Source organism: Caballeronia sp. AZ10_KS36 (assembly GCF_023631105.1).
Classification (GTDB): Bacteria; Pseudomonadota; Gammaproteobacteria; order Burkholderiales; family Burkholderiaceae; genus Caballeronia.
This window is the reverse complement of record NZ_JALQDQ010000033.1, coordinates 25,844-47,794: the sequence shown is the minus strand read 5'-3', so window position 1 is coordinate 47,794 and position 21,951 is coordinate 25,844. Positions and strand designations below refer to the sequence as shown.

Genomic DNA, 21,951 nt, shown 5'->3' with positions numbered 1-21,951 from the left:
TCAGAACGCGCTTCGCCGGTTACGCTTGTATCTCGCTTCCGCTCGCTTGCCACCGACGAGCGCGACGACACAGCCGATGACCAGCACGACAGCCGATCGGACGATGTCATGGTTCGTTGCGGGCGCCGACCATCCGTACATGCGACCGTTGAACAGTTCGAAGACAACCAGCCACGCGACGAAGATGCCGATCATCCAGCGACGGCCGTAACGTGAAGCGGAAACATCATGTGGATTGCGCGATTTCATCTTTTATTCCTATAAGTGATCGATACGTCAGCCCGTACCGGCGTTGGCTTCTTGCGCGCCATGCCCGCCCTCTCTGCATGGCAAGGCGATGCTCTTGGGACTGCTAGCTTCGAACGCGCTAAATCGCCGATTCAGAGACAGGGAACAGCGCGTCGAAGCGTGGCACCGGAATTACCAGACCGTCGTTCAGACAGGCGGCCGCAACGACCAGATGCTCGCTTGCGGCCCGCTGGGGTTGAGGCTTCCACCCGAGATGGTCCAGCGCGGTCTTCGCCTCTTCGGCAAACACCGTGGCGGCCTCCTCCGGCGTGATTCCGCTGGATTTGATGTGCGAGTTCACCAGTTCGATAAGTGCCTTGCGGAATTCCGCTTTCCGATCTTTTTGTGACATGCTCCACTCCTGCAATGTTGATTTTAATCACTAAATGCAATGAGTGAAATTATATAAGGATTGCGCGTTGCTATGTGAATATCCAAGGCCGTCACACGCGGCGGGCCATCATGTGTTACGGCAACCAACGTCAGGATCTTGAGTATTGCGCGTGGCGCTCATGCTTGGAGCCTTGCAGTCATCTGCTTGGTGATGACCTGCTGCCGCTCGATTCCGCCCCACGGCATATCCCTGCGCTGCCGTGCGGTGCGCACATTCCACTGGTCGCCGCCTTCAACAGCGCCAAGTTCGTCCCAGCTGATTGGCACCGACACGCCGAGCCCGGGGCGAGCGCGAACCGAATACGCGGCAGCCGTCGTGGAGCCGCGCCCGTTGCGCAGATAATCGACGAAGACCTTCCCGACTCGGTTTCGAGGACCAGACACCGCGGAGAAGCGCTCGGGCACGACACGCGCAAGATGGCGTGCAATCGCATGCGAGAACCGCTTGACCTCGTCCCATGCATGAATCGGCCGCAACGGGATGACAAGATGCAAACCTTTCCCGCCGCTGGTTTTGCAGAACGACTCAAGCCCGATCTCGTCAAGGAGTACCTTGGCCAGCATGGCCGCCTCCCGCATCGTTCTCCAAGGCAGCGCAGGGTCCGGGTCAAGGTCCAGGATGAACTGGTCAGGGCTAGCGAGATTCGGTGCGCTCGCGTTCCAGCAGTGGATCTCGACGACGTTCAGTTGGGCCAACTCCACGAGGGCAGCGGGCGTGTTGGCGACAAGCAGGGGGGCATGTCCGGGATGGAGAGACGGCGGCAAGCTCTCGACCGCCACGAAGCGCTGCGATTCGGCGTGTTTTTGGTAAATTAGCGCGCCGCTGATGCCGTCGGGGGCGCGCACGAGCATCAAGGGCCTGTTGCCTATTTGCGGCAGCATCAAGTCGGCCATCGCTTCGTAGTAGCTGATCAGGTCGCGCTTTGTGACGGCCGACGATGGATCGATGATCCGGCCGGGATTGGTGATCCGCACCGGACGGACTCCGGATGAGAGACGCTCTCCTGCGCCTGTTGACATCGCGAGATCGACGCCTTCCTCTCGCACTTCCCTGGCGTCTTTGTCTTCTCTCAGGCCGACCATGACGCCCTGCCGAATCTCACCTACCGGCGTCCACTCAAGAAACGATACTTCGACCACTTTCTCGGGTTCAACCCAGACGACCTCGCGATCAGGGTCTCGCGCCGGCGGATTAAGAAACGGCGGCGATTTGCGCTCGTGCAGCGAGGCCGCGAACGCCTGCAGCTGCTTCGGCCTGAGTTCAGCCTTGGCCGCCCCCGCGTAACGCAACGAGCCGTCGCGCTCGAAGACGCCAAGGAGCAGGCCCCGAACGCCGCTTCGCGCGCCTCGCGATTGCGTGTAGGCTCCGATCACGAACTCCTGGCGCCGCCGACACTTCAGTTTGACCCAGTCGGGCGAGCGGCCCTCGGTATAGGTCGCGTCTGCCCGCTTGCCCACGATGCCCTCGAGCTGCATGCGGCAGGCAGAGTCCAACAATGAATGGACGTCCTGCTCAAAGTCATTGCTGAATCGCAGACGTGCGTCGTCTATTTCCGCCAACAACTGCCGCAAGAGATCGCGGCGCTCATGCAGAGCCACGTGACGCAGGTCGAATCCGTCCAGGTACAGAAGATCGAATACGAAGTACACGATGCTGGACGTGCGACGGCGTGCAAAAGCATTCTGCAATGCGCTGAAGTCGGGCAGGCCGCTTTCATTGAGCACGACAGCTTCGCCGTCGAGCCAGACGCTTTTCACTGGCAAGGAGCCAAGGGAGTCGGCCAGCGCCGGCAGACGATCGGTCCAGTCATGGCCGTTGCGCGTGTAAAACGTCGGCACGCCCGCCACGCATTTCGATAGCAGCCGATAGCCATCGAACTTGATCTCGTAAGACCATTGCCCTGTCGCCGGCGGCTGCTTCGCGAGCACGGCAAGCTGCGGCGCGATACGACCGGGCATTTCAGCCCTGACGGCCCCTAATCTGCGCAGTCGTCGCACGTCAATCATGGGAAGGCCTTGCGGAATCGGTGCAGAGCATGCGCACGTCGTGTGCCTCCTCCGGCGGAGGCACAGCGGTTGCTCGTCGGCGAAGAACAACCGCGGAGGAAGACATGGCAGAGCAGCATAAACCCGGCGAGATTGTGAAGACCTCGGGCATCTACAAGGTAGTCCGGGAAGGCGACGGCGGAAGTGGCTTTGAAGTGACGTGTGTCGAAGGCGAGCATTTCCCCCCAACCCGCAGCGGCAAGGGCGCGCATTACGAACTGATTCATGGTGCGACCCACTCCCACAAACATAGCGAGCTGGGCAGCAAAGACTAACCTCGGGGCGGTGCCCGTAACGTTAACACGACCGACGCGCCGTGTCCGCGTTCGTCACGCCGACGTGGTCTCGGCGAGGCTTCGTCGACTTACGGTCGCAGGACGGCGGGTCCTGGCGTGGCGGCTGAGCAGCACGGGCGACGGGTGAAGCTCGACCACGATCGGCTGCGCGGCGGCAGGTCCCTTTCGTTTAACGACTTCGACGGACACGCCGTCAGTTGTTGGCCGGACCGAGAGCCGCAATTCAGCCGGCGACGGGTCCATCGCGGCCGCCAACGGTCTGAAAACGACAAACAGGGTTTCGCTTGACTTCGCGACGACCTGCAGCCGCCTCAGCCATTCCGCTTTGACGTGGTTTTGCCAGAAAAGAAGCGCGCCGCACGTCCCCGCACGGAGGATCTGCTCTGCAGACCACAGGGAGTCGGCAGTCGTTTTGGGCCGTAACAGCAAGGTGTTTTCCAGCGGGACGCCCACATACGCGAGCCCCGGAGCATTTGGCTCTTGCGGTGGCTGGACCAAGGTGATGGGTCGCTTCGTGGCGGCGAGCGCCGGAGCCAGCAGGCGCAGCTCCCCAATGCCTGTCTGCTGGAGCATCATCTCAGTGAGTGCGCCCAAGGGCCATCCACCGCCCGGCAGCTCCGTCGAGAGGCTGGCATAGCCTGTATCGATCGTCCGTCCACCGCCCCGCGCCAGCTGCGCTCCGCGCCACAAGGTTATTCCCCCCGACTCCGAATACATATTTCTGTCGAGCGCAGCATCGATGGAGCGCGCCCGTTCCTCGGGCGTGCGTAACTGCTGTGCGGCTAACGCAGTCCGACTCACGATTTAGCTCCAGAAGTACTGTATAAATATACAGGTATTCTAGCCCAAGTGTTTGAGTTCCAGGTTGGAGGTCGAGTCCAATCTTCTTCGATTCCGCCCGCTATTTCCCGTCCCTAATTAATCGACCAAACACTGTCGCTCTGTCGTTTCAAGATTACTTGAATCTTTGAATCGACAGGTCTATGATGCTGCCATGGACTCGAACCTCGTTGTACGCGCGCTCGGCGCGCTCGCTCATGAATCGCGCCTGGCGATCTTCCGCGCACTGGTTGTCGCGGGCCCCGAAGGCATGCCGGCTGGTGAGATCGCTCAGCAGCTTGGCCTCTCGCCATCCGGTCTGTCGTTTCACCTTAAAGACCTGTCGCATGCTGGCCTCGTCAACAGCGTCCAGCAGGGACGATTCATCTTCTATTCAGCCAATTTCGACGCGATGAACGGCTTGCTCGGGTTTTTGACTGAGAACTGCTGTGCTGGCGCCGACTGTTCCGTTCAAGGTGTGCCGCAATGCACAGGAGCTAAATCATGAAACGCATGCACATTCATGTCGCTGTCGAAGACCTCGAAGCGAGCACTCGCTTTTACGTTGCTATGTTCGGAGGCACGGAGCCGACCGTATCGAAGTCGGACTATCGCAAGTGGGAGTTGAGCGATCCTAAGGTCAACTTCGCCATTTCGAAGCGTGGCGTGAAGCCGGGCATCGATCATCTTGGCATCCAGGTCGAGTCAGATGATGAACTCGCCGAGATGCGAGCCCGCTTTGCAAGCGCTGAGCTGCCTGTTTCAAACCAGACGGCGACGACTTGTTGTTACGCAAAGTCGGACAAGGCGTGGACTGTCGATCCTCAGGGAGTCGCGTGGGAGACATTTAGAACGCTTGAGCATGCTCCAGTTTATGGTGAGTCGCGCGACCGTTCACGCAGTACCTACGTTTCTTCAAATGCCTGCTGCGCGGGCGCAGATATTAAACGGAGCGCCACGTGAGCAACAAGACCTACAACGTTCTGGTCCTCTGCACGGGCAATAGTGCCCGAAGCATCATGGCCGAAGCGCTCTTCAACACACTCGGCAAGGGCCGCTTCCATGCGTTCAGCGCAGGTAGTCATCCGTCAGGTGCGGTCAATCCGTTTGCGCTCGAGCGTTGCGAATCACTGGACTACGACACGGCAGGGCTACGCAGCAAGAGCTGGGATGAGTTCGGTACGCCGGACGCACCGCAAATGGACTTCGTGATCACCGTATGCGACCAGGCGGCGGGAGAGGTCTGCCCGATCTGGCCCGGCAAGCCGATCACCGCGCACTGGGGCTTTGAGGATCCTGCCGCATTTGTGGGCAGCGACGAGCAGAAGCGCGCAGTCTTTACGAAGGTCTACCGGCAGATCCTGACGCGGGTGAGTCAGTTTGTGAACCTGCCGTTGAACATACTTGATCGCAATGCAGCGCAGAAGGAAGTGCGTGCAATTGGCGAACGTCCGGCCGAGGAATCCAATGAGCAGCACTGATTCGGTTGCTCGCGCGGGCCGCCCCGTCATTGGCTTCTTCGAGCGATACCTGACGGTGTGGGTCGCGCTGTGCATCATCGCGGGCATCGCGCTGGGCCAATGGTTGCCGTCGTTGTTCCAGGCTATCGGTCGCATGGAGATCGCGCAGGTCAATCTGCCAGTTGGCGTGCTCATCTGGGTGATGATCATCCCGATGCTCATCAAGATCGACTTTGGTGCGATGGCCCAGATCAAAGGCCATTGGCGCGGGATCGGTGTCACGCTATTCGTGAACTGGCTGGTCAAGCCTTTCTCCATGGCGCTGCTCGGATGGATCTTCGTGCGCCACGTCTTCGCTCCCTGGCTGCCTGCAGCGCAACTCGACAGCTACATTGCCGGCCTCATTCTGCTGGCCGCCGCCCCTTGCACGGCGATGGTGTTCGTCTGGTCGCAGCTTTGCAAGGGCGATCCCTATTTCACCTTGTCGCAAGTGGCGCTGAACGACGCGATTATGATCGTTGCGTTCGCACCGATCGTGGCGCTTCTCCTTGGCCTATCCGCCATCACTGTCCCCTGGAATACGCTCATCGCGTCGGTGGGTCTCTACATCATCATCCCAGTGGTCATTGCGCAGGTCCTGCGTCGCACGCTTCTCGCGAAGGGTGAGCCACACTTCAATCGAACGGTGTCTCGTCTGGGCCCCTATTCGATATGCGCGCTTCTCGCTACGCTCGTCCTCCTGTTCGCCTTCCAGGGGCAGGCTATTGTCCGCGAGCCGCTGGTCATCGCGATGCTCGCTGTCCCGATCCTCATTCAAGTCTTTCTGAACTCCGGGCTGGCCTATTTGCTGAACCGTAAGCTCCGTGTGGCGCATTGCGTAGCCGGGCCTTCGAGTCTAATCGGCGCAAGCAATTTCTTCGAGCTGGCCGTCGCGACCGCGATCAGCCTGTTCGGCTTCCAGTCGGGCGCGGCGCTCGCGACTGTCGTTGGCGTGCTGATTGAGGTGCCAGTCATGCTGCTCGTGGTTGGCGTTGTGAACCGCTCGCAGCGCTGGTACGAGACCGCGTGAGGAGCGGGCGTGAGCATCATCATTTACCACAACCCTGATTGCGGTACGTCGCGCAATGTCCTCGCTATGTTGCGCGAAGCCGGTGAAGACCTATGCGTCATCGAGTATCTGAAGACACCACCGGATCGCGCAACGCTCGAGCGGATCATCACGGACACCGGACTGGCGGTCAGGGACATACTCCGGATCAAAGGCACGCCGTATGCGGAACTCGGACTCGACGATGCGGCATTGACCGATGCGCAACTGATTGACGCGATGCTGGTCCATCCGATGCTGATCAATCGACCGATTGTCGTGACGCCGCGCGGCACACGTCTATGCCGACCTTCGGACGCTGTTGTTGACGTACTGGCTCATGCACCCGAGCGCGAGATGCTAAAGGAGGATGGCGTACCGTTCATCGTCGCCCGGGCAATCCCGGGCGACGACGCCACCTTCGTGCAGACTATGAGGGATGCCCAACTACCGGTCGATGACCTGTCCGAGCCCGGACGCGCATTCTTTAAGTTCAGCACGCTAGCCGGTGTACACATCGGCTACGGTGGATTCGAACGGTACGGTAGTGATGCGCTCGTCCGTTCGATCGTCGTCGCGTCCGGGCATCGAGGCATGGGCATCGGTCGCAACCTGCTATTTGTATTGCTGCACGAGGCATTCGATGCAGGTGCTCGCACTGCATGGCTGCTCACGACGGACACCTCGGCCTTTTTCGAGAAGACTGGTTTCAGGGCCGTCATGCGCGAGGCGGCGCCCCCAACGATCCTAATGACGCAACAGGCTTGCACCCTGTGTCCGGCCAGTGCGGTACTCATGTCGCGTGCCATTACCCTGTAGCTCGCGCGAGCGCGGGATGGCACTTAATTGGAGTCCAGTCATGAACAATGTTGACATCACAGCACCCTCGTTGTGGGTTGGTTCCTCTGGCTCGCGCTGCAACCCGATGACGGCTGCGATCGCGCTTCGATTGCGCCCGGCACGGAAGTCCAGCAGCGCGAGACTCAGGAACATCGCTGGATCGAATGTACCCGCTGCTTTGCAGTCAGTCAGTATGTCCACCTCAACCTTGATCGATGCACTCTTACGATCGCTTGGCCGGGAGGCCGGGCAGTTCGCGGAAGCAATGGATTTAACCGCGACTCGAAGCGGGCATGAGGACTTGATGCGATTTGTCTTAGGCGGCACAACAGCGGCTGCTGTCCTGTTACTCGATGTGCCAACCCTGTTTCAGGTCCCGCGCTGTAACTGGCAAGCTCCGCTCCTGCAAACACGCAACCGCCTCTCTGACGACGGATTCAAGGTCTATGCGATTCTGGTGAATGGCCGCAGGGAGCACAGCCTGTCAGGCGCGCTGTACCGATTAAACGACCGGTACGAGGGATCGCGACTCGCTCGGTTTTGTGACACGAACGGTGTTGGACTTCTAACGAGCGACGAAGCGCGAGTCGCTGAAACGCGCAACGGGGCGGAAGGCAGTTTGGCTTCGTCGATAGCGTCGGCGCTAATGTCCGCACGCCACTTTTGTTGCGGAGCCTTCCGGATTGGCAAGTCGGACGTCGACACGAGCCATCTGTAACCGCACATCTATATGATCAACGACCTGCCGCACGTCAGCGCCTCGCATCTCGACATACCCGATCTCGCGAAGCTTGAGGCGCATGCGATTTCGCAGCACCCGCCCCGAATCCTCCTACTGTACGGTTCACTTCGACCCACGTCGTACAGCAGGTGTTGCCTTTCGCCGTAAAGGGGCCGGGTGTTTTCGGCGTAATGGCGCCAGCGAAAGGCGCCTGATTCGGGGCTCGAACGGGGATCAAGAATCCTTGTTTTTACCTCCTTTCGCAAGTGCTGATTTGTTGCTCTCGGGCATCGGGCGTGGAACACGGTAGCTCTCGCCGTCGAGCACGACGCGGTATGCCGCGTGTCGCAAGCGATCAAGCGTTGCAGCGCCGAGCATTTTGTTGGTCGCGAACGCGTCGCCCCATTCCGTAAAATCCAAATTACTCGTTAAGACAGTCGATGTACGCTCGTACCTCTCGGCAATCAGATCGTGGAAGTCTTCATCTTCGGGCGTGCGCATGGGTTTCAGTCCAAAATCGTCAATGATGAGCAGCGGTACCTTGGCAAGCGCCTGGAAGCGCCGGTCGTAGGAGCCGACGGCTTGCGCGTTGCGTAGCGTGCTGAGAAGCCGGGTCTGGGTCATGAACAGGACATCGTGACCTTGCCGGGCGGCCGCATGGCCCAGTGCCTGTGCCAAATGACTTTTGCCCGTTCCGCAAGGACCGGCGATCAGCACGCTGACCTTCTCATCGATGAAGCGGCAGGTCGCCAGATCATGGACGACGGCGCGATTAAGGTTGGGCAGCCGGTCGAAGTCGAAACCTTCCAGTGTCTTCTGGCCACGGAAGTTGGCGCGGCGCATGCGGGCGTCGAGCTTTCGATGATCGCGCCGTGCGATCTCGTCCTGGATGAGCAACGTCAGGAAATCGGTATAGGCGAGCTTACGGTCGATGGCTTCACGGTTGCGCGCTTCGAGCGTGTCGAGGATGCCGGACAGTCGCAATTGCTTAAGGGAAGACGTGAGTTCGGGAATTGGATTCATGTTCAATGGATAAGCAGAGTCTGGGTATCGCGGCAGAAGCGGCCGCCGTGGGTGTAGGTACTCGCGCCCGATTCAATAGGTTCGGTCGACAGCCAGGTCTGGTCGAGGCCTTTCTGCAGGATCAGCTTGACGGCTTTGTAGCTTGGCGTGCCGAAGTGATTCGCGCGACGGCAGGCGGCCTCCAGGCGAGATGCGCCGAACTGCTGGGCGAAGCGCAGCACGCCCTGGACGGCGCGCAGCTTGATGAGAACCTGATCTCCGAAGAGCGCGTGAACAAGCGCGTAGCAGGACGGTCCGATACGTTGCGCTTCTCCCAGGCACCATTGGGTGTCGTGCATTTGCCAGGCCTGTGCTGCTGGCGGCATGTGATCGGCCACCGTGCTACGCGTTCCTGGCGCAGTCTGGCGGACATGCGATGCTGACAGTTCGTGCTCATAGTAAACCTGCACCATTGTGGCGGTTGCCTTGAGCCACAGCTCTTTACCGGCAAGCCGGAACGGCACGGAATAGTAGGCGCGCTCGAATTGCACATGGGCGTCGCGATGGACCTTCACGCGCGCCCAGGTTGCCAGCTCGGGCGGCACATCGGGAAGCGGCTGCAACAGCGCCTGTTCGACATCCTCGAAACGCTTGAGCGGCACTTCGCGCGTCGTGCCATGCGTCCGGATGCTGGCCTCGTGCATCACCCAGGCTCGTGCTTGCCGGTTGGCGTCGTCAAGATCACGGAATTCGCGAAGAGGAAGGAAGCTCGACTTCACGTATTTAACGCCCGATTCGACAATTCCTTTTTTAGCCGGGTCCCTCGGCGGACACGGATCGATCTTGAACGAATACCCTTCGGCGCATTGCGCATAGGCCCGCTGGACTTCGGGTTCGTAGATACAGGCCTTGACGATGGCACACTTGGGGTTATCGATGATGACGCGTCCCACTACGCCGTTGAACCATTCGAAGGCGTGACGGTGACATAGCAACCATGTGTCGACGCTCTGATCGCGGACAAACTCAACGTATTGATGCCGCGACCAGCACAACGTCATCACGAAGAACCACGTCTTGTGGACCTCGCCGGTGTGTGCATCGGTGATAGTCGGACCTGCGCCGAAATCAACTTGCGCGGCTTCTGCAGGTTTGAACTCAAGCCGCATCGGAACATCCGGCGTGAGCTCCGCCTTCAATTGCTGAAGTAGCCTGTAGACGGATGAGTAGCTTCCCGCGTAGCCGTGGTTGCGCACCAGCGCGCTGTGAATCGTCGTGCCGGGCACGCCCGCGTTGTGCCACTGCGCAATCTGTTCGCGCCACGGTTCGGCCGACGAGATACAGCTCGCGGGCAGGAACTCCTTGTGGCTGAACGCTGTAGCAAGCTGCGCGTCATCCGGCAAAGCGTTGTCCGGAGAAAGCCATCCGCGCTCGGTTGCGATCTCCCGCACGGCTGCCAGCTTCTTACGGCCCATGATCTTCGACCGGTCGATATCCCGGTCGGAGTCACCCTGGCGCATTCGCACCAGAACCTGTCGATATTGGTACATCTCGAACTTCCTCTTCAAGCCACCCTCCGGAGCAAATGCGTGCCGTGAGGGTAGCGGTTGGCGGAGTTCGAGCGCCCGCCTCAGACGCCAGTGGCGCCTTTACGGCGAAAATCTACTGGCGCCTATATGCCGAAAAACTTTCGGCGCCTAAACGCCGAAAACTCCCTGGCGCCTTTATGCCGAAAACGGTTTGGCTCCTTAACGGCGAAAGTTCACAGCAGGCTGCTGACGCTTGAAGCTGAACGCATCCTCCGGCAGTTCGGCGCTGAGACCAGAGTGTTTGATCCGCATGGCCTGCCACTCGCCGACAGCGTGCCCGCAGACCACCCAAAGGTCGTCGAATTGCGCGAAGCGTCCATCTGGTCCGAGGGCCAAGTGTGGTGCAGCCCGGAACGACATGGCGCACTGACCGGCGTGTTCAAGAATCAGATCGACTGGCTGCCGCTCGATTCCGGTAGCATCCGGCCGACGCAAGGGCGCACGCTAGCGGTCATGCAGGTGTCGGGAGGCTCGCAATCCTTCAATGCGGTGAACGCTTTGCGCGTGCTTGGCCGCTGGATGCGGATGGTGACCATTCCCAACCAGAGCTCCGTTGCCAAGGCGTTTCAAGAGTTCGATGAGGACGGACGCATGAAGCCATCGCCGTACTACGACCGCGTGGTCGATGTGATGGAGGAGCTCTATAAATTCACGCTGCTCGTGCGCGACCGCTCGGATTACCTGACCGACAGGTACAGCGAGCGTAAAGAGAAGACCCCTACATCTGTTTCCGCCCTCGCCAATGCAGCAATGAGCCATGAGCACAGCACACAGAACGCCGACACCGACGACAGTGAAGTCGAGTAATTCGACGGATCGCGCCGAATCACTGGCCACCTGGGCGCTCGCGCTCGCCCAACTGGTGTCGTGGGGCTCGGTCTACTATTCGTTTTCGCTGCTGGTCGTACCCATGGAGCAGACGATGGGCTGGAGCCGCACGTCCACGAATGCGGCCCTCTCGCTCGGACTGCTGGTCTCGGGCTTCGCAGCATATCCGGTGGGCAAATGGATCGACCACGGGCTCGGACGTCGGGTCATGTCCATCGGATCGCTGATCGCGGCAGCCATGCTGCTGATGTGGTCCGCCACATCGTCGCTCACGATTCTCTTCGTAGCGTGGATCGGCTTGGGCTTGTCGATGGCGGCGACCTTCTATGACCCGCTCTTCGCCGTGCTCACGCATCGCTATCCGCTGCGATACAAGACCAAGATCACACTGGTGACGCTCGTTGCGGGATTCGCGAGCACGGTTTTCATTCCGATCACGCAGTTCCTCGTGGATGTGGCCGGTTGGCGTCTCGCGCTCGTCGCACTGGCCGCGTGCAATCTAATCATTTGCCTGCCGATTCATGTCGTCGCGATCCGCTCCTCACGAATCGACCCGAACGCTTCCCAGCCGAGCGCGGAGCGCATGGCGGTCGATGCTGCGGCAACGCGACGTGCACTGCGCACGCCTACCTTCTGGGCGCTCGCGCTGTGCTTCACAACCTACTACGCGACCTTCGCCGCGCTCACATTTCATCTGGTTCCGTTGATGGTCGAGCGCGGCGTCACCAACACGGTTCTGGTCATCACCATGGCGCTGATCGGACCCGCGCAAGTCATCGCCCGCGCGGTCTGGTTCGCATTCGATCGCAAGGTCACCATCACGACAGTTGGTTTCATCGTGGTGACACTCTTTCCCGTCTCGACGGTCGTCCTGATCGTGGCTGGCAAATCCGCTGCGCTATTGTGGATCTTCGCGCTCTGCTATGGCGCCGCCAACGGCATGATGACGATCCTGCGCGGCACGATCGTCCAGCAGTTTCTGTGGACGGAGGGCTACGGCGCGATCAGCGGCATGCTGTCGTTTCCGTCGAACATTGCGAAGGGCATCGCGCCCATCGCAGCGGCGAGCATCTGGGGACTGACGCATGGGTATGTCGCCGTCGAATGGACGGTGTTGCTTGTCTCGTCGCTATCCGCCTTCAGCTTTTTTATCGCAGCGAAGTGCGCGCCGGCACGGCTCTCTCATCGGTGAGTCGATTCAGGAGCAGCGATGACTTACAACGGTCAACGTGGTGACTTAAAGCGTGCGTAGGATGTTTGCTATTTCTGTCGAGCGATGTTCGTCAGCATCAGAGCAAAGGTCCTCACGGACGAAACCGGCGTCTACACTGAGATCCCCGCCTTGCTTGCCGCGACGGGGATACTCGAGCCGCTGATTGATTATTTCCTGCATAGAAGCCACGATCGCAGTCTGGAATGGATGCGCAAGGTGACGCGATCGGTGCGGCTCTTTCTTGAGTACATTCAGCTCAACCCCGCCGAACGCGACCCTCATCAACTGTTTCAGAATTTCGCGAAGCGCCTGTACACAGGAACGTTCAATCGCGAAACAGGACTCGACGCCACGGGCCTTTGCTGGCCACCTCGCTCGCCGCACGACGCGGCACGCATCATCATCCATTTGAGCGACTTCTTCAATTGGTTGGGCGAAGTTCGTCCTGAAGCAGCCAGCGTCAATCCTCGGTACCTCGGCAGCACGTTCGATCGACAGATTGATGAAGCCGCTTACCAATATCGTAGAAGCAAGGCCTTCCTTGGGCATACGTGGTCGTCGAATTCCACCGCGCGCGCCACACGATATTGGCTTCGCTACGGGAGAATCCCGAGGGTCGCGCGAGGTGAGCCGCCAGCTTTTCCAGAACGTCACTTTGAAGCGTTGCTCTTCAAAGGCTTTCGCAACGGCGATCGTTACGACTATCGTGGCATCTTGATCACGCTACTGCTCCATGGCGCGGGATTTCGAGAGTCGGAGCCTTTTCACCTTTACGTTCAGGACGTATTTCCAGATCCACAGGACCCGCGTCAAGCCAAGGTCCTCATCCACCATCCGCACTACGGGATCGCGCCTGCCGATTGGTGTGACGAGCGAGGACGACCGCGTAACTCGAACCGAGCAGAATACCTCGGCCAGCGCTTCCGCCTTGTGCCGCGTACAGACCTGATGGACCGTCGCCATGCCGGCTGGAAAGGCAGTATGCACGACGGCCCTTACTACAAGCAAGCTTACTGGTTCGTGCCGGAGTATGGCGAGTGGTTTCTCGAGTTATGGCAACGCTATCTGAAGCAGCTGGCGCATTTTGACCGGGATCATCCCTTCGCCTTCGTGAACCTTCGACACGCGCCATACGGTGCAATGTACACCCTCACTCAATACAACAAGGCTCATGCGGCCGCATGCAAACGCATAGGACTCGAGGTCGGTAAGGCGCTTGGCACCACCCCTCACGGGCACAGACACGCCTACGGCCAGCGCTTGAGGCGTGCAGAGATCGATAAGTCGATGATTCGCCGCTTCATGCATCACGCCTCCATCGAGAGCCAGGAGATCTACACACAAGCAAGCTTTAGCGAAGCCCGAGAAGCACTTCAGCAAGCGGCGCACCGGCTGGATGGACTTCTTACGACGCCTCTGTCGGATTTGGTCCGTTCATCGGACTAACCACATCTCCACGTGACCGAGCAAACACATGTACAAGACCTCTCCAACTAAACCGAAGGGGCGTCGCAAGGCGGCAAGGACCGAGCGCAGCATGCGACGCGATTCGGATGCAACCCTGGCCTGGGTGGTGGAGTTCTATCCAGAACTTGCAGCCTGGAGAGTCTTCGCCTTGGAGTGGCTCGGTGGGGAAACGCATGGTCTACACCAGAGACTGCAGGCCCTATCGACTTTCTTCGAGCGCTACCTCATTCTGCAGAGCCTGCCGCTGGACCCGAGTGTATTCCTGGCGCAAACGACACAGGTTCCAGAATTTCACCGAACGGCGTGTCCTGACTCTCCTTGGGGCATCAGCGCGAATAATCTTATCCACGCTTTTCTGCAGTTTGTGTTGCTTCGGCATTTCAGTCAGATTGGTAAAGACGATAATGCCGTATTAATGCAGGGCTATCGCAACCCGGTACGTCGTATGTCGAAAGCGGGGTTGCCGAAGCGCGGCGAGAGCGTTTACTCACCGCTGCCCTATGGCTACATCGACCAACTTCGGCAGATGCTGGCGGCGGGACCCCATTTTCGCGACTGGCAATGGGCGCAAGGGGCGCTCGGGAGCAAGATCGGCCATATGGGTGCGAGCGCACCTGATTGGTTCGACGTGACCGAAGACGAGATTGATCGCGACGATCCGGATTGCGTGTGGCGCATACGTAAGCTGAGTCGAAACTATCGCGGTGGTCAAGTGTTGCAGATGTGGAGTCCAGTGCGCTGGGTCGCATTGCTTGTGAAGCTCATCTTGCCGTTACGCACTAGCCAGGTCCGTGTGCTTGACTCTGGAGAGGCAGACACCTGGCGCTATATGGCAGGTCGTTGGGAACTGAACAGCAATGAGATTGCGCAGGGGAGCGAATTTCGACCGCTACAGCAGGGTGTGTTCAGGCGCGACTATGATCGCAGCAGCAGCGAGGACCCACTAGCGGTCCTGTATATCAACACGAACAAGACTGCCGATGTTTCGAAGTCAGGGCCGGAGAAGGGCTATTTGCTGCCGTGGATGCACGGCGGAGCAGTTCACCAGAATGTTTTCTACTGGATCGAGAAGCTGCGTAACTGGCAAGAGAAGTACAACCCCATCTCCCGTCGAACCTCATGGGCCGAACTGGATCGTCGACATATCATCGTCAAGACTGATTTCCAGTTGGCGCGCTATCCCGACGCGTGCTTTCTCTTCCGATTGCCAGAATACCCAACGGCACAAATGCGTAACTTTCCGCTTCAGGATCAGGCGCTCAATTCGTGCTGGTTCTATTTGCTGAAGGCATTTGAATCACGGCTCGCCGTGCGTTCCGAGACTCACCACAATGGAACGCCGATTCGGCTGCTGCCGCCCCAATCCAAGAAGAGGACGTTGTTCCCACTTCACAGTTTGCGAGTCTCCCTTGTCACCGCCCTGGCCTTGGAAGGCCAGGTGCCGTTCCCTGTGCTGCAGAAGCTTGTCGGTCATAGCCGGTTGGTCATGACCTTGTATTACACCAAGCCTGGAGCCACCCATATTCGCGATGTCCTCCTCGATGCGAAGGCTCGTTTGGATGCCAATAAGAATGCGAGCATTCAGAATTTCCTGCTCGATACTGCGCACGAGGAACTTGTGCAAAGCGCGATCTGCAATAGTGTAGGTAGTGTTGCAGATGCAATCGCTGAGCATCCAGCGGCAAGAAACGCGTTGGGCTGGATGCCAATGCACCACGGCCTGTGCCTCGCTGGAGGAAACGCCAGCGATTCGATGGAGAACCGTTCGATTGGTGGATGCCACAACGGAGGTCCGATGGTTCTGCCAGGTACTGCTGTTGGCAACGCAAAGCACGCTCCCGTTCCGGGAGGGAATCGCAACTGCGTTCGATGCCGCTGGTTTGTGACGGAGCCTCACTACCTTCCATCGCTCGCCGCGCACTTCAACACGATCGCCTACCATTTCGACGAGGCCCGCAATGCTTGCCTCGCGAATGAGGGCGTGCTTCTTGATCTGAAGAAGCAGAAAGCTGACGCTGAAGACGCTGGCGAGGTCTTCCTTCATCTCGATACCTTTCGGCAAGCAGAGCGCGTGTGGGAAGGATCGATGAAGCGATTCAACGACTTCGCGGAGGATCTCACCGCTTGTTGGCGGCTCATTGAACGCTGTAAGGCCGCGCTCGACCGGCTCGTCGAAGACTCTACTCAACTGGTGGCCGTGGGCACCGCGAGCGACGTGCATATCGCGTTTGAAGACACCGAATCGGAATTGCTTCAGCTTGCTGGAGTTTGCGAAGACGTCGAACTCTATCCTGATCTCGATGCTGGCAAGGCGATATTTCGTCGAAGTCAGTTGCTCGATGCTGTGCTATATCGCGATAACCTGTCGCCCGTCTTCATGATGCTGAGTGAGGGAGAGCAACTTCGCGTTGGCAACGCATTCATGCGCCGTCTCGCACGGCAGATGAACCCCGCCAATCCGGTGCTGGGAACGCGGCAAGTCATCAATTTGATGGATGCTGGCCAGAGCTTGAGCGAGCGATTTGGCGTCGATTTCGCCACGTTTCTGCCGGAATGCAATGCCACCGGCATGCTCACGCGCAAGCCTCAATCCATCGACGAGTCGCAAGGATGAACAGCCCAACAATCGGCCACCCGGACATTGTTCTTGGCACGCTGCTCGCCAAAGGCGGCCGCGCTCATCGGCTTGCTAGGCTGACAGCGCTGCATGAGATTTGCCGTAGGCATCAGGAGTTAGGCTCGTGCGATTTTTCTCTCTCAACCATTGGTCGCCTGGCGGAGGCGGAAGGCATCCTAAAGGGGCGCGTCCTCTACAACATGCAATCGGCGGATTACCGCAAGCTGATTTTGTCCTGGGCAACGTATGCCGGGCCACCGACGCTTCAACCATCGAAACCGCTGGCAAGCCACGAATACCTCATGCGTATTCAAGACCCCGCGATCCGCTCCATCATGCAAGCGATCATCGGGGAGCGAGACAAGCTCCGGGCCGAGGTCAACCTTCTGAAATCTAACGCTCAAGTCGTCGTGGACCGGCGCCCAATCGGTGCGCGCGGCCCAGGAGCCGCCATCGTCTTGCCAACAACGACGCACGGCCACGACGCGCAGCTCACTCCTTCAGAACGTGAAGCGCTGGAGAAGGCGGTCTCTGCCGACTACCTTGATGGACACGGCTTACACGAAAGCAGCCATGGGGAGATTGTGAACGAACACGGTCGGACTGTGTTCGATGTCGGCTTCGCGCGTGCAATACGAAAGATCCTCGGAGCCTGAACAGCCGATAACCGAAACGATGTAGTTCGATGTATGCATACATCGAAACGGAGAGTCCTTGGCGACCCCACCGCAGAACGCTTTCACGCTTTTCGCTCTCAAACTATGTACTCCACGGGTATAGGTCCACAGCGACGGATGGATTTCCTCGACACGTGCCGGCAACGCGCCCATAAGCCCTCCAAACACTGTATGTTTATACAGTATAGAGCATTGCGTGGAATGCAGGGGCCTGCTACGCGAGGGCCGCACGCTCCCTGTTCGCGCTGGACTCTTTCGAGTAGCGAGAGCGTGCGGGTACAGCTACCGTGACCTGCCGCAATCGGCCTGTGTTGGCCACCCGCCGGTCCGGCAACCGATTGTCGCTACTCCGCCGGAGCGGCCGCGCCCGGCTTTCCATCGCCCAGCGTGAACGCCCACTGCCGCCGCAGAAAGTTGCCAAACGGGACCTGGCCACGCTTTTCGTCCCGCTCACAAAAGTAGTAGATCAAACTGTGGATTACTGAGAGGGACAGCGGCGTGTGGAGCAGAGAATCACCAAAACCGGCGCCCCCGATCCGGGCCTGCCCGCTCGAAGCATGGCAGGTGTAGGCACCGTATATATCGACCGGGAAAATCGATATGAACGTCAACGCGAAGATCATCGCAGCCGGAATCTCGCGATTGTGACCTCGCGCGCGCGGAAGCCAGATGCTCACACATAGGAGGATCGCACCCGGCACGACGTGGACGGCATTCGCATCGCAGTACGAGAACGCCGATGAGATTACCACCGATAGTACGAACATCGCGCACGTGAACTTTGTCGTTACATCCAGCGTGCGCGGAAGGTATGCGACGGCGGCGGCAAGCGGTAGGCCTGCCCCGATCGCGTCGAGGGAAACTGTATTCATCCTCTTCCCGGTAATAGTTTGTCCATCAGCGTAACGACAAGGGCAGGCTGACGCAACGCAGCGCCGTTCGCTCACGCAGCCTGCGGTTGCTCGGCAAAGGAATGCACAAGTCGCGGTTTAACCGAACCCACACCGGCTCCCGAAGCGGCCAGCCGCAGGCCGTCCTGTGATTCACCGGCGACCTCCAGAAACTGGTGTCTCAACCGCATGGCCTTCGCCTGTGAGCATTGCATGAATCTTCGGATTTCCTTGACGGTTGGCCGCACTCGCCCGTCGGCGATCGCGCTCGTTAGCTGCACCAGTTCTGAATTGACGACGCTGTGCATCCGATGATCGGTGCGTCCGCTACTCCCGGTCTGAATCGCATGACTACCGGTGACTTCAACCCGGTAACCATGCTCGTCCGCTACGGCCGTCTCGCCCTTTACGGGACTGGCCACCAGCGACATGCTACCGGCAAGCAAGGCGGCGTTACTCGACGATACTGAGACGTCTTCTGCACTACTGCTGATGCGCGAGGGGCCGGAAAGCGCGATCATCCAGCCCAGGCAGGCGACGCCTTCCAGCAACCAGCCCATCGAGAGAGCAAACACAAGATCGATCGTTCCCCGCGGTGCGCCAAGCACGTCTGCTACCCGCGACGTTACTGGATCATTTCTCGCTGCATCCGCTTTAGCGTTCAGTGCATCGCGCGCGGCAATTTCCCTGTCGGCGGCTTCTTCACGCCGGCGTGCTTCGTTCGCTTCGGTTCCAAGCGCCGCCAGTTGGGCCGCAAGCGATTCACGCCTGATGTCGAGCGATTCACAGCGGACTGTGCAATGTGTCGAGCGCGCCACGAGCAGTGCACGGGTCACGCGGGCCTGCTCGCGAGCGATCGCGTCCGGCGCACGACCTGGAAGCGCGGGCACTGCGGGCAAGTCACGTTGCACCTGAGCCGCACGCGCCTCGCCAGCATGGCGCTGCGCGGCAAGAAAGAATGTCGCATGCCCATAGCCGGTGCTGACCATGCACACTAGCCATAGCAGCACGGCCGTACAACGCACATGCAACGTCGCCCCATGAGTAAGCGCTGGAATCAGGTGTGCGCCGAGCAACAGGACAAGCCCTACGGCCGCCCACGCGAGACGTTCTGACGCTGCTCCCCCTCGTTCAATTCCCGCGATGATGGATATCCAGGCAGAAATGCCTGTCGCTAGGACGGCGAGAAGAAATGCAGGTATGCGAACTGAGAAGGAAGGAAAACGATGGGAAGGTTGCCTGAAGCCAGGCGCGGCGGTGTTGCTCATGATGCGGCCTCTTTGGTTTGCGGTCGAACTCCGCTGCCCATCGCCAAATGGGGTGAGCGGGCACAAGGCAGGGTTGGCGAACCGGAACCAAAGAAACCGGCAGACCCGAAGGTCTCCCCACCAGGGCCCGCCCATAGAACCGGCGTGCAGAGGCGCAGGCACAAAAAAGCCGCTTTGCGCGGCGTTTGCGCTTTGATTTGTTCAGGTCGCCAAACCCGACGTCTGCTGTTTCAGACGTGTCTACAGTATAGCCGTGCCGGGCAGGGTTAACAACCGGCGAACGGCGTGTCGTCCGACTAACGGACTGTCCCTTATCCCGTGCGCTCCGTGACAGCTCACCGGACGGACCAGCCGCCCACTAGCCAACAACAGACAGGTGTATCAGAACCCGTACGGATTCTGGCTCCAGCGGCGAAGCACCTGGTAGTCGTGCTCTGGCAGCACGATCAGCCCGTCTTCGGCCGCCTCGAGCACCCGCTCCATCTGGCCGCTCTTTACGAGGTTGCCGTGCAGGCCGTAGAAGTACCATGCGAACGGCATGCCGATGCGCTCATCAAATTGTGTGAGCTTGCCGTACAGGCTGTACACATCGAGCTTACCGGTGTTTTTCAGTTCCGCTATCTTGCGCGTATGAGCCCACTGCGGAACGAAGCTCAGCTCCCGCTTGCCACTCGGATCGGTGTAATCAGAAGTATTGAAGGTCCAGCGCAGGCAGGCCCGGTGGCCTGCACGACCGGCGCTCGACGCGCTCCAGTCGTCGAAAAAGCGGCGACCCGACCAGCGCACCTGATCGTAACCGGGCGTGAGCTCGCGCACCGTCACGATCCGCTGCTCGCCCGTCGAACTGTTGGTTTCTACCAGACGGCGGTCGCCGTCGGCGCGCCGGCGCCGGTCGTACATGGCCGTGGCGAGCGCAGTGAATTGCAGCATGTCGATCGCACCCTCAAGCCGATATCGGGGCGTGCCGACCATGCGCGGTTCGATGCGCTCGATGAAGGCCATCCCGGTCGCGCCCCTCCGAAGCTCGTCGATCCGGGGCAAGCCCCAACTGTCGTCGCGCGGAAACAGCTCGCGCTCGACAAACTCCTGCTCTTCCCACACTTCGAGTTGAACGAAGTTGTCCTGCTCCCCACCACGGTCATGCACGAAGTAATGCAGCAGCGGCCGGATCTCGGTCAGCCGATAGCCAGCATTCCTGTACGCTTCCCACACCGCGCGCACCGAACCGCCATGCGCTTCGAGCTGCGCGTCAATCCACGCATGATAGTCGGCCGCGATCTCGCGATCCTCCGCGTCGAGGATGCGCGCCGGCCGCTCGCTGTATACGTCGCGGGTCATGACGTAGCGCGCACTTCGATAGTCCGTGCGCGTGGCGAAAGCCGTCAGCAGGTCGGAGTGGTTTTTTGTGAATGACGTCGCGGCGACGATCGTCGCCAGCACGTCAGTCTGCAGATCATATTCTTTGCGCATGGTGCTACCTTGTTGCTGGGCCGAAGAGCCGCGGGTCCAGGGTAAAGGGTTCGCTGCTGAGGACCTTGACGCTCGCCATGTCGGGATGCATCGGGTTCAACAGCAGGTTGAAGTCGGTTGGACAGACGACCGACGGCACCCGCATTGCCAGCCGTTCGCCGGTCTCTATCCACTGGCGGCCGAGGGCGCGCGTCGCTTCCGGATCGCGCGTCAGGTCCGCCCACCCGGTCGGCAACGCAGGCACGAACGCCGCATCGTAGACCGCGTCCGCCACGTCGAGCGTCACCAGAAAATAGCCGCCGGCAGGCAGCAGGCCCGACATGTGTACCAGCGCCTCAAGCAGCGCGGTCGACGCGTGACAACACGTGTACAGCACCCGCATGCCTCGCGGGTTCCAGCGGCCGCCGGCCAACGCCGCGCCGTTGCCGCTCAGATCATCGGCCCGATAATGTCCGCGCCGTTCCTTCGCGAGTCGGTACAGCCTCATGCAGACACGCCGTGGATGACGCGAAGCAACAAGTCGCGCACGCGGTCGTAGCCCGGCTGCGAATCCAGAACCTCGAGCGGCCGCAGGCCGCCCAATTCCATATGCGGCCGTTGCATCCATTCTGCCGCCAGTGTGTCGTCTTCGAACACCTCCGCTGCCTGCTCGAATACATAGAGCACTCGCGCGACCCGATCTGACTCGGGTCCGGACAGGCGTTCTTCCTTCGAGATCTTGCGGAGGATCGTCGAACTCGGCAGTCCAAGACCACTCAACAGGGTTTGTACGGGAATATGCAACAGCTCCTTCGCGACCCGATCGATAATGATCGCCTCCATTCCCTCACGAATCTGGCGGCGCTGCTCAAGCGGGTCCATCTTCCGGAATGATTCGAAGTCGTGCGGTTGTGCGCCGAGGCCGTTGGAGCCCGCGAACGCCTTCGCCCGTTTGCCGGCGGCCGGGTCGCGGCCGGCGGGTTGATTCAGTACCATGCGAG

At 59.9% G+C, this 21,951-nt stretch carries 23 protein-coding genes and 1 pseudogene; 13 read left to right on the top strand and 11 right to left on the bottom strand.

The window, feature by feature from the left end; translation table 11 throughout:
• From NCR35_RS19940 to ligD, 3 genes are all read right to left on the bottom strand, one after another.
• Positions 1-249 carry a hypothetical protein gene (locus NCR35_RS19940; RefSeq protein WP_033536784.1) on the bottom strand — a complete coding sequence of 83 codons (249 nt, stop codon included), beginning with the start codon at positions 247-249 and terminating at the stop codon, positions 1-3.
• A gap of 118 nt (positions 250-367) precedes the next feature.
• Positions 368-640, bottom strand: coding sequence for a hypothetical protein (locus NCR35_RS19935; RefSeq protein WP_033536785.1), 273 nt, complete (start codon positions 638-640; stop codon positions 368-370).
• A gap of 158 nt (positions 641-798) precedes the next feature.
• Entirely contained in the window at positions 799-2,688 is a 1,890-nt protein-coding gene (ligD, locus tag NCR35_RS19930) for a DNA ligase D (protein WP_235366298.1), read from the bottom strand.
• Between the two features lie 104 nt (positions 2,689-2,792).
• Between ligD and NCR35_RS19925 the strand changes: the two genes are divergently transcribed.
• Positions 2,793-3,002, top strand: a complete 210-nt coding sequence (locus tag NCR35_RS19925; RefSeq protein ID WP_033536786.1) for a hypothetical protein — start codon at positions 2,793-2,795, stop codon at positions 3,000-3,002.
• 54 nt (positions 3,003-3,056) lie between these two features.
• On the opposite strand, the gene imuA is transcribed toward NCR35_RS19925, so the two are convergent.
• Entirely contained in the window at positions 3,057-3,740 is a 684-nt protein-coding gene (gene imuA / locus NCR35_RS19920) for a translesion DNA synthesis-associated protein ImuA (protein ID WP_033536787.1), read from the bottom strand.
• Between the two features lie 277 nt (positions 3,741-4,017).
• On the opposite strand from imuA, the gene NCR35_RS19915 reads away from it, so the two are divergent.
• The 7 genes and pseudogenes from NCR35_RS19915 to NCR35_RS19885 form a co-directional block, all read left to right on the top strand.
• Positions 4,018-4,350: an ArsR/SmtB family transcription factor gene (locus NCR35_RS19915; RefSeq protein ID WP_075583599.1), complete on the top strand. Its 333-nt coding sequence runs from the start codon at positions 4,018-4,020 to the stop codon at positions 4,348-4,350.
• Positions 4,347-4,805, top strand: coding sequence for an ArsI/CadI family heavy metal resistance metalloenzyme (locus tag NCR35_RS19910; protein WP_033536789.1), 459 nt, complete (start codon positions 4,347-4,349; stop codon positions 4,803-4,805). Before NCR35_RS19915 ends, NCR35_RS19910 begins: the two co-directional genes overlap by 4 nt.
• Entirely contained in the window at positions 4,802-5,323 is a 522-nt protein-coding gene (locus NCR35_RS19905) for an arsenate reductase ArsC (protein ID WP_033536790.1), read from the top strand. The genes NCR35_RS19910 and NCR35_RS19905 overlap by 4 nt, the downstream gene beginning before the upstream one ends.
• Complete coding sequence (gene arsB, locus NCR35_RS19900; protein WP_033536791.1) at positions 5,310-6,371, top strand: ACR3 family arsenite efflux transporter; 1,062 nt, start codon at positions 5,310-5,312, stop codon at positions 6,369-6,371. Before NCR35_RS19905 ends, arsB begins: the two co-directional genes overlap by 14 nt.
• Positions 6,372-6,380: 9 nt before the next feature.
• The gene (gene arsN2, locus NCR35_RS19895; protein WP_075583598.1) at positions 6,381-7,208 is read left to right on the top strand and encodes an arsenic resistance N-acetyltransferase ArsN2; all 828 of its coding nucleotides are present in this window, start codon (positions 6,381-6,383) and stop codon (positions 7,206-7,208) included.
• A 40-nt stretch (positions 7,209-7,248) separates the two neighbouring features.
• Complete coding sequence (locus NCR35_RS19890; RefSeq protein WP_144403771.1) at positions 7,249-7,947, top strand: hypothetical protein; 699 nt, start codon at positions 7,249-7,251, stop codon at positions 7,945-7,947.
• A 12-nt stretch (positions 7,948-7,959) separates the two neighbouring features.
• Positions 7,960-8,100 (top strand): annotated as a pseudogene (locus NCR35_RS19885) (arsenical resistance protein ArsH); the annotation flags it as partial.
• An 84-nt stretch (positions 8,101-8,184) separates the two neighbouring features.
• Here the strand turns inward: NCR35_RS19885 and istB are convergent.
• Both istB and istA read right to left on the bottom strand, forming a co-directional pair.
• The gene (gene istB / locus NCR35_RS19880) at positions 8,185-8,973 is read right to left on the bottom strand and encodes an IS21-like element helper ATPase IstB (protein ID WP_250535774.1); all 789 of its coding nucleotides are present in this window, start codon (positions 8,971-8,973) and stop codon (positions 8,185-8,187) included.
• 2 nt (positions 8,974-8,975) lie between these two features.
• On the bottom strand, positions 8,976-10,502 hold the full coding sequence (gene istA, locus NCR35_RS19875) for an IS21 family transposase (RefSeq protein ID WP_250535778.1): 1,527 nt from the start codon (positions 10,500-10,502) through the stop codon (positions 8,976-8,978).
• A gap of 126 nt (positions 10,503-10,628) precedes the next feature.
• Between istA and arsH the strand changes: the two genes are divergently transcribed.
• The 5 genes from arsH to gmtX all read left to right on the top strand — a co-directional run bounded on the left by arsH (position 10,629) and on the right by gmtX (position 17,322).
• The gene (arsH, locus tag NCR35_RS19870; RefSeq protein WP_250535773.1) at positions 10,629-11,348 is read left to right on the top strand and encodes an arsenical resistance protein ArsH; all 720 of its coding nucleotides are present in this window, start codon (positions 10,629-10,631) and stop codon (positions 11,346-11,348) included.
• Positions 11,299-12,561, top strand: a complete 1,263-nt coding sequence (locus NCR35_RS19865) for an MFS transporter (RefSeq protein WP_033536794.1) — start codon at positions 11,299-11,301, stop codon at positions 12,559-12,561. Before arsH ends, NCR35_RS19865 begins: the two co-directional genes overlap by 50 nt.
• A gap of 84 nt (positions 12,562-12,645) precedes the next feature.
• Positions 12,646-14,028, top strand: a complete 1,383-nt coding sequence (gene gmtY / locus NCR35_RS19860; RefSeq protein WP_033536795.1) for a gamma-mobile-trio recombinase GmtY — start codon at positions 12,646-12,648, stop codon at positions 14,026-14,028.
• Between the two features lie 28 nt (positions 14,029-14,056).
• A complete protein-coding gene (gmtZ, locus tag NCR35_RS19855) occupies positions 14,057-16,663 on the top strand; it encodes a gamma-mobile-trio integrase GmtZ (RefSeq protein WP_250535772.1) in 2,607 nt (868 codons plus the stop codon).
• Positions 16,660-17,322: a gamma-mobile-trio protein GmtX gene (gene gmtX, locus NCR35_RS19850; RefSeq protein ID WP_033536805.1), complete on the top strand. Its 663-nt coding sequence runs from the start codon at positions 16,660-16,662 to the stop codon at positions 17,320-17,322. The genes gmtZ and gmtX overlap by 4 nt, the downstream gene beginning before the upstream one ends.
• A 365-nt stretch (positions 17,323-17,687) precedes the next feature.
• Here gmtX and NCR35_RS19845 read toward each other — a convergent pair whose 3' ends face one another.
• From NCR35_RS19845 to NCR35_RS19825, 5 genes are all read right to left on the bottom strand, one after another.
• Positions 17,688-18,215, bottom strand: a complete 528-nt coding sequence (locus tag NCR35_RS19845; protein ID WP_033536806.1) for a hypothetical protein — start codon at positions 18,213-18,215, stop codon at positions 17,688-17,690.
• A gap of 71 nt (positions 18,216-18,286) precedes the next feature.
• A complete protein-coding gene (locus tag NCR35_RS19840; RefSeq protein ID WP_052131858.1) occupies positions 18,287-19,501 on the bottom strand; it encodes a hypothetical protein in 1,215 nt (404 codons plus the stop codon).
• A gap of 381 nt (positions 19,502-19,882) precedes the next feature.
• A complete protein-coding gene (locus NCR35_RS19835) occupies positions 19,883-20,971 on the bottom strand; it encodes a hypothetical protein (RefSeq protein ID WP_033536807.1) in 1,089 nt (362 codons plus the stop codon).
• Positions 20,972-20,975: 4 nt separating this feature from the next.
• Positions 20,976-21,458, bottom strand: a complete 483-nt coding sequence (locus NCR35_RS19830) for an RES family NAD+ phosphorylase (protein WP_033536808.1) — start codon at positions 21,456-21,458, stop codon at positions 20,976-20,978.
• Positions 21,455-21,946 (bottom strand): Xre family toxin-antitoxin system antitoxin, encoded by a 492-nt coding sequence (locus NCR35_RS19825; protein WP_051996593.1) that lies wholly within the window; start codon positions 21,944-21,946, stop codon positions 21,455-21,457. Before NCR35_RS19825 ends, NCR35_RS19830 begins: the two co-directional genes overlap by 4 nt.
• Positions 21,947-21,951 lie beyond the last annotated feature (5 nt).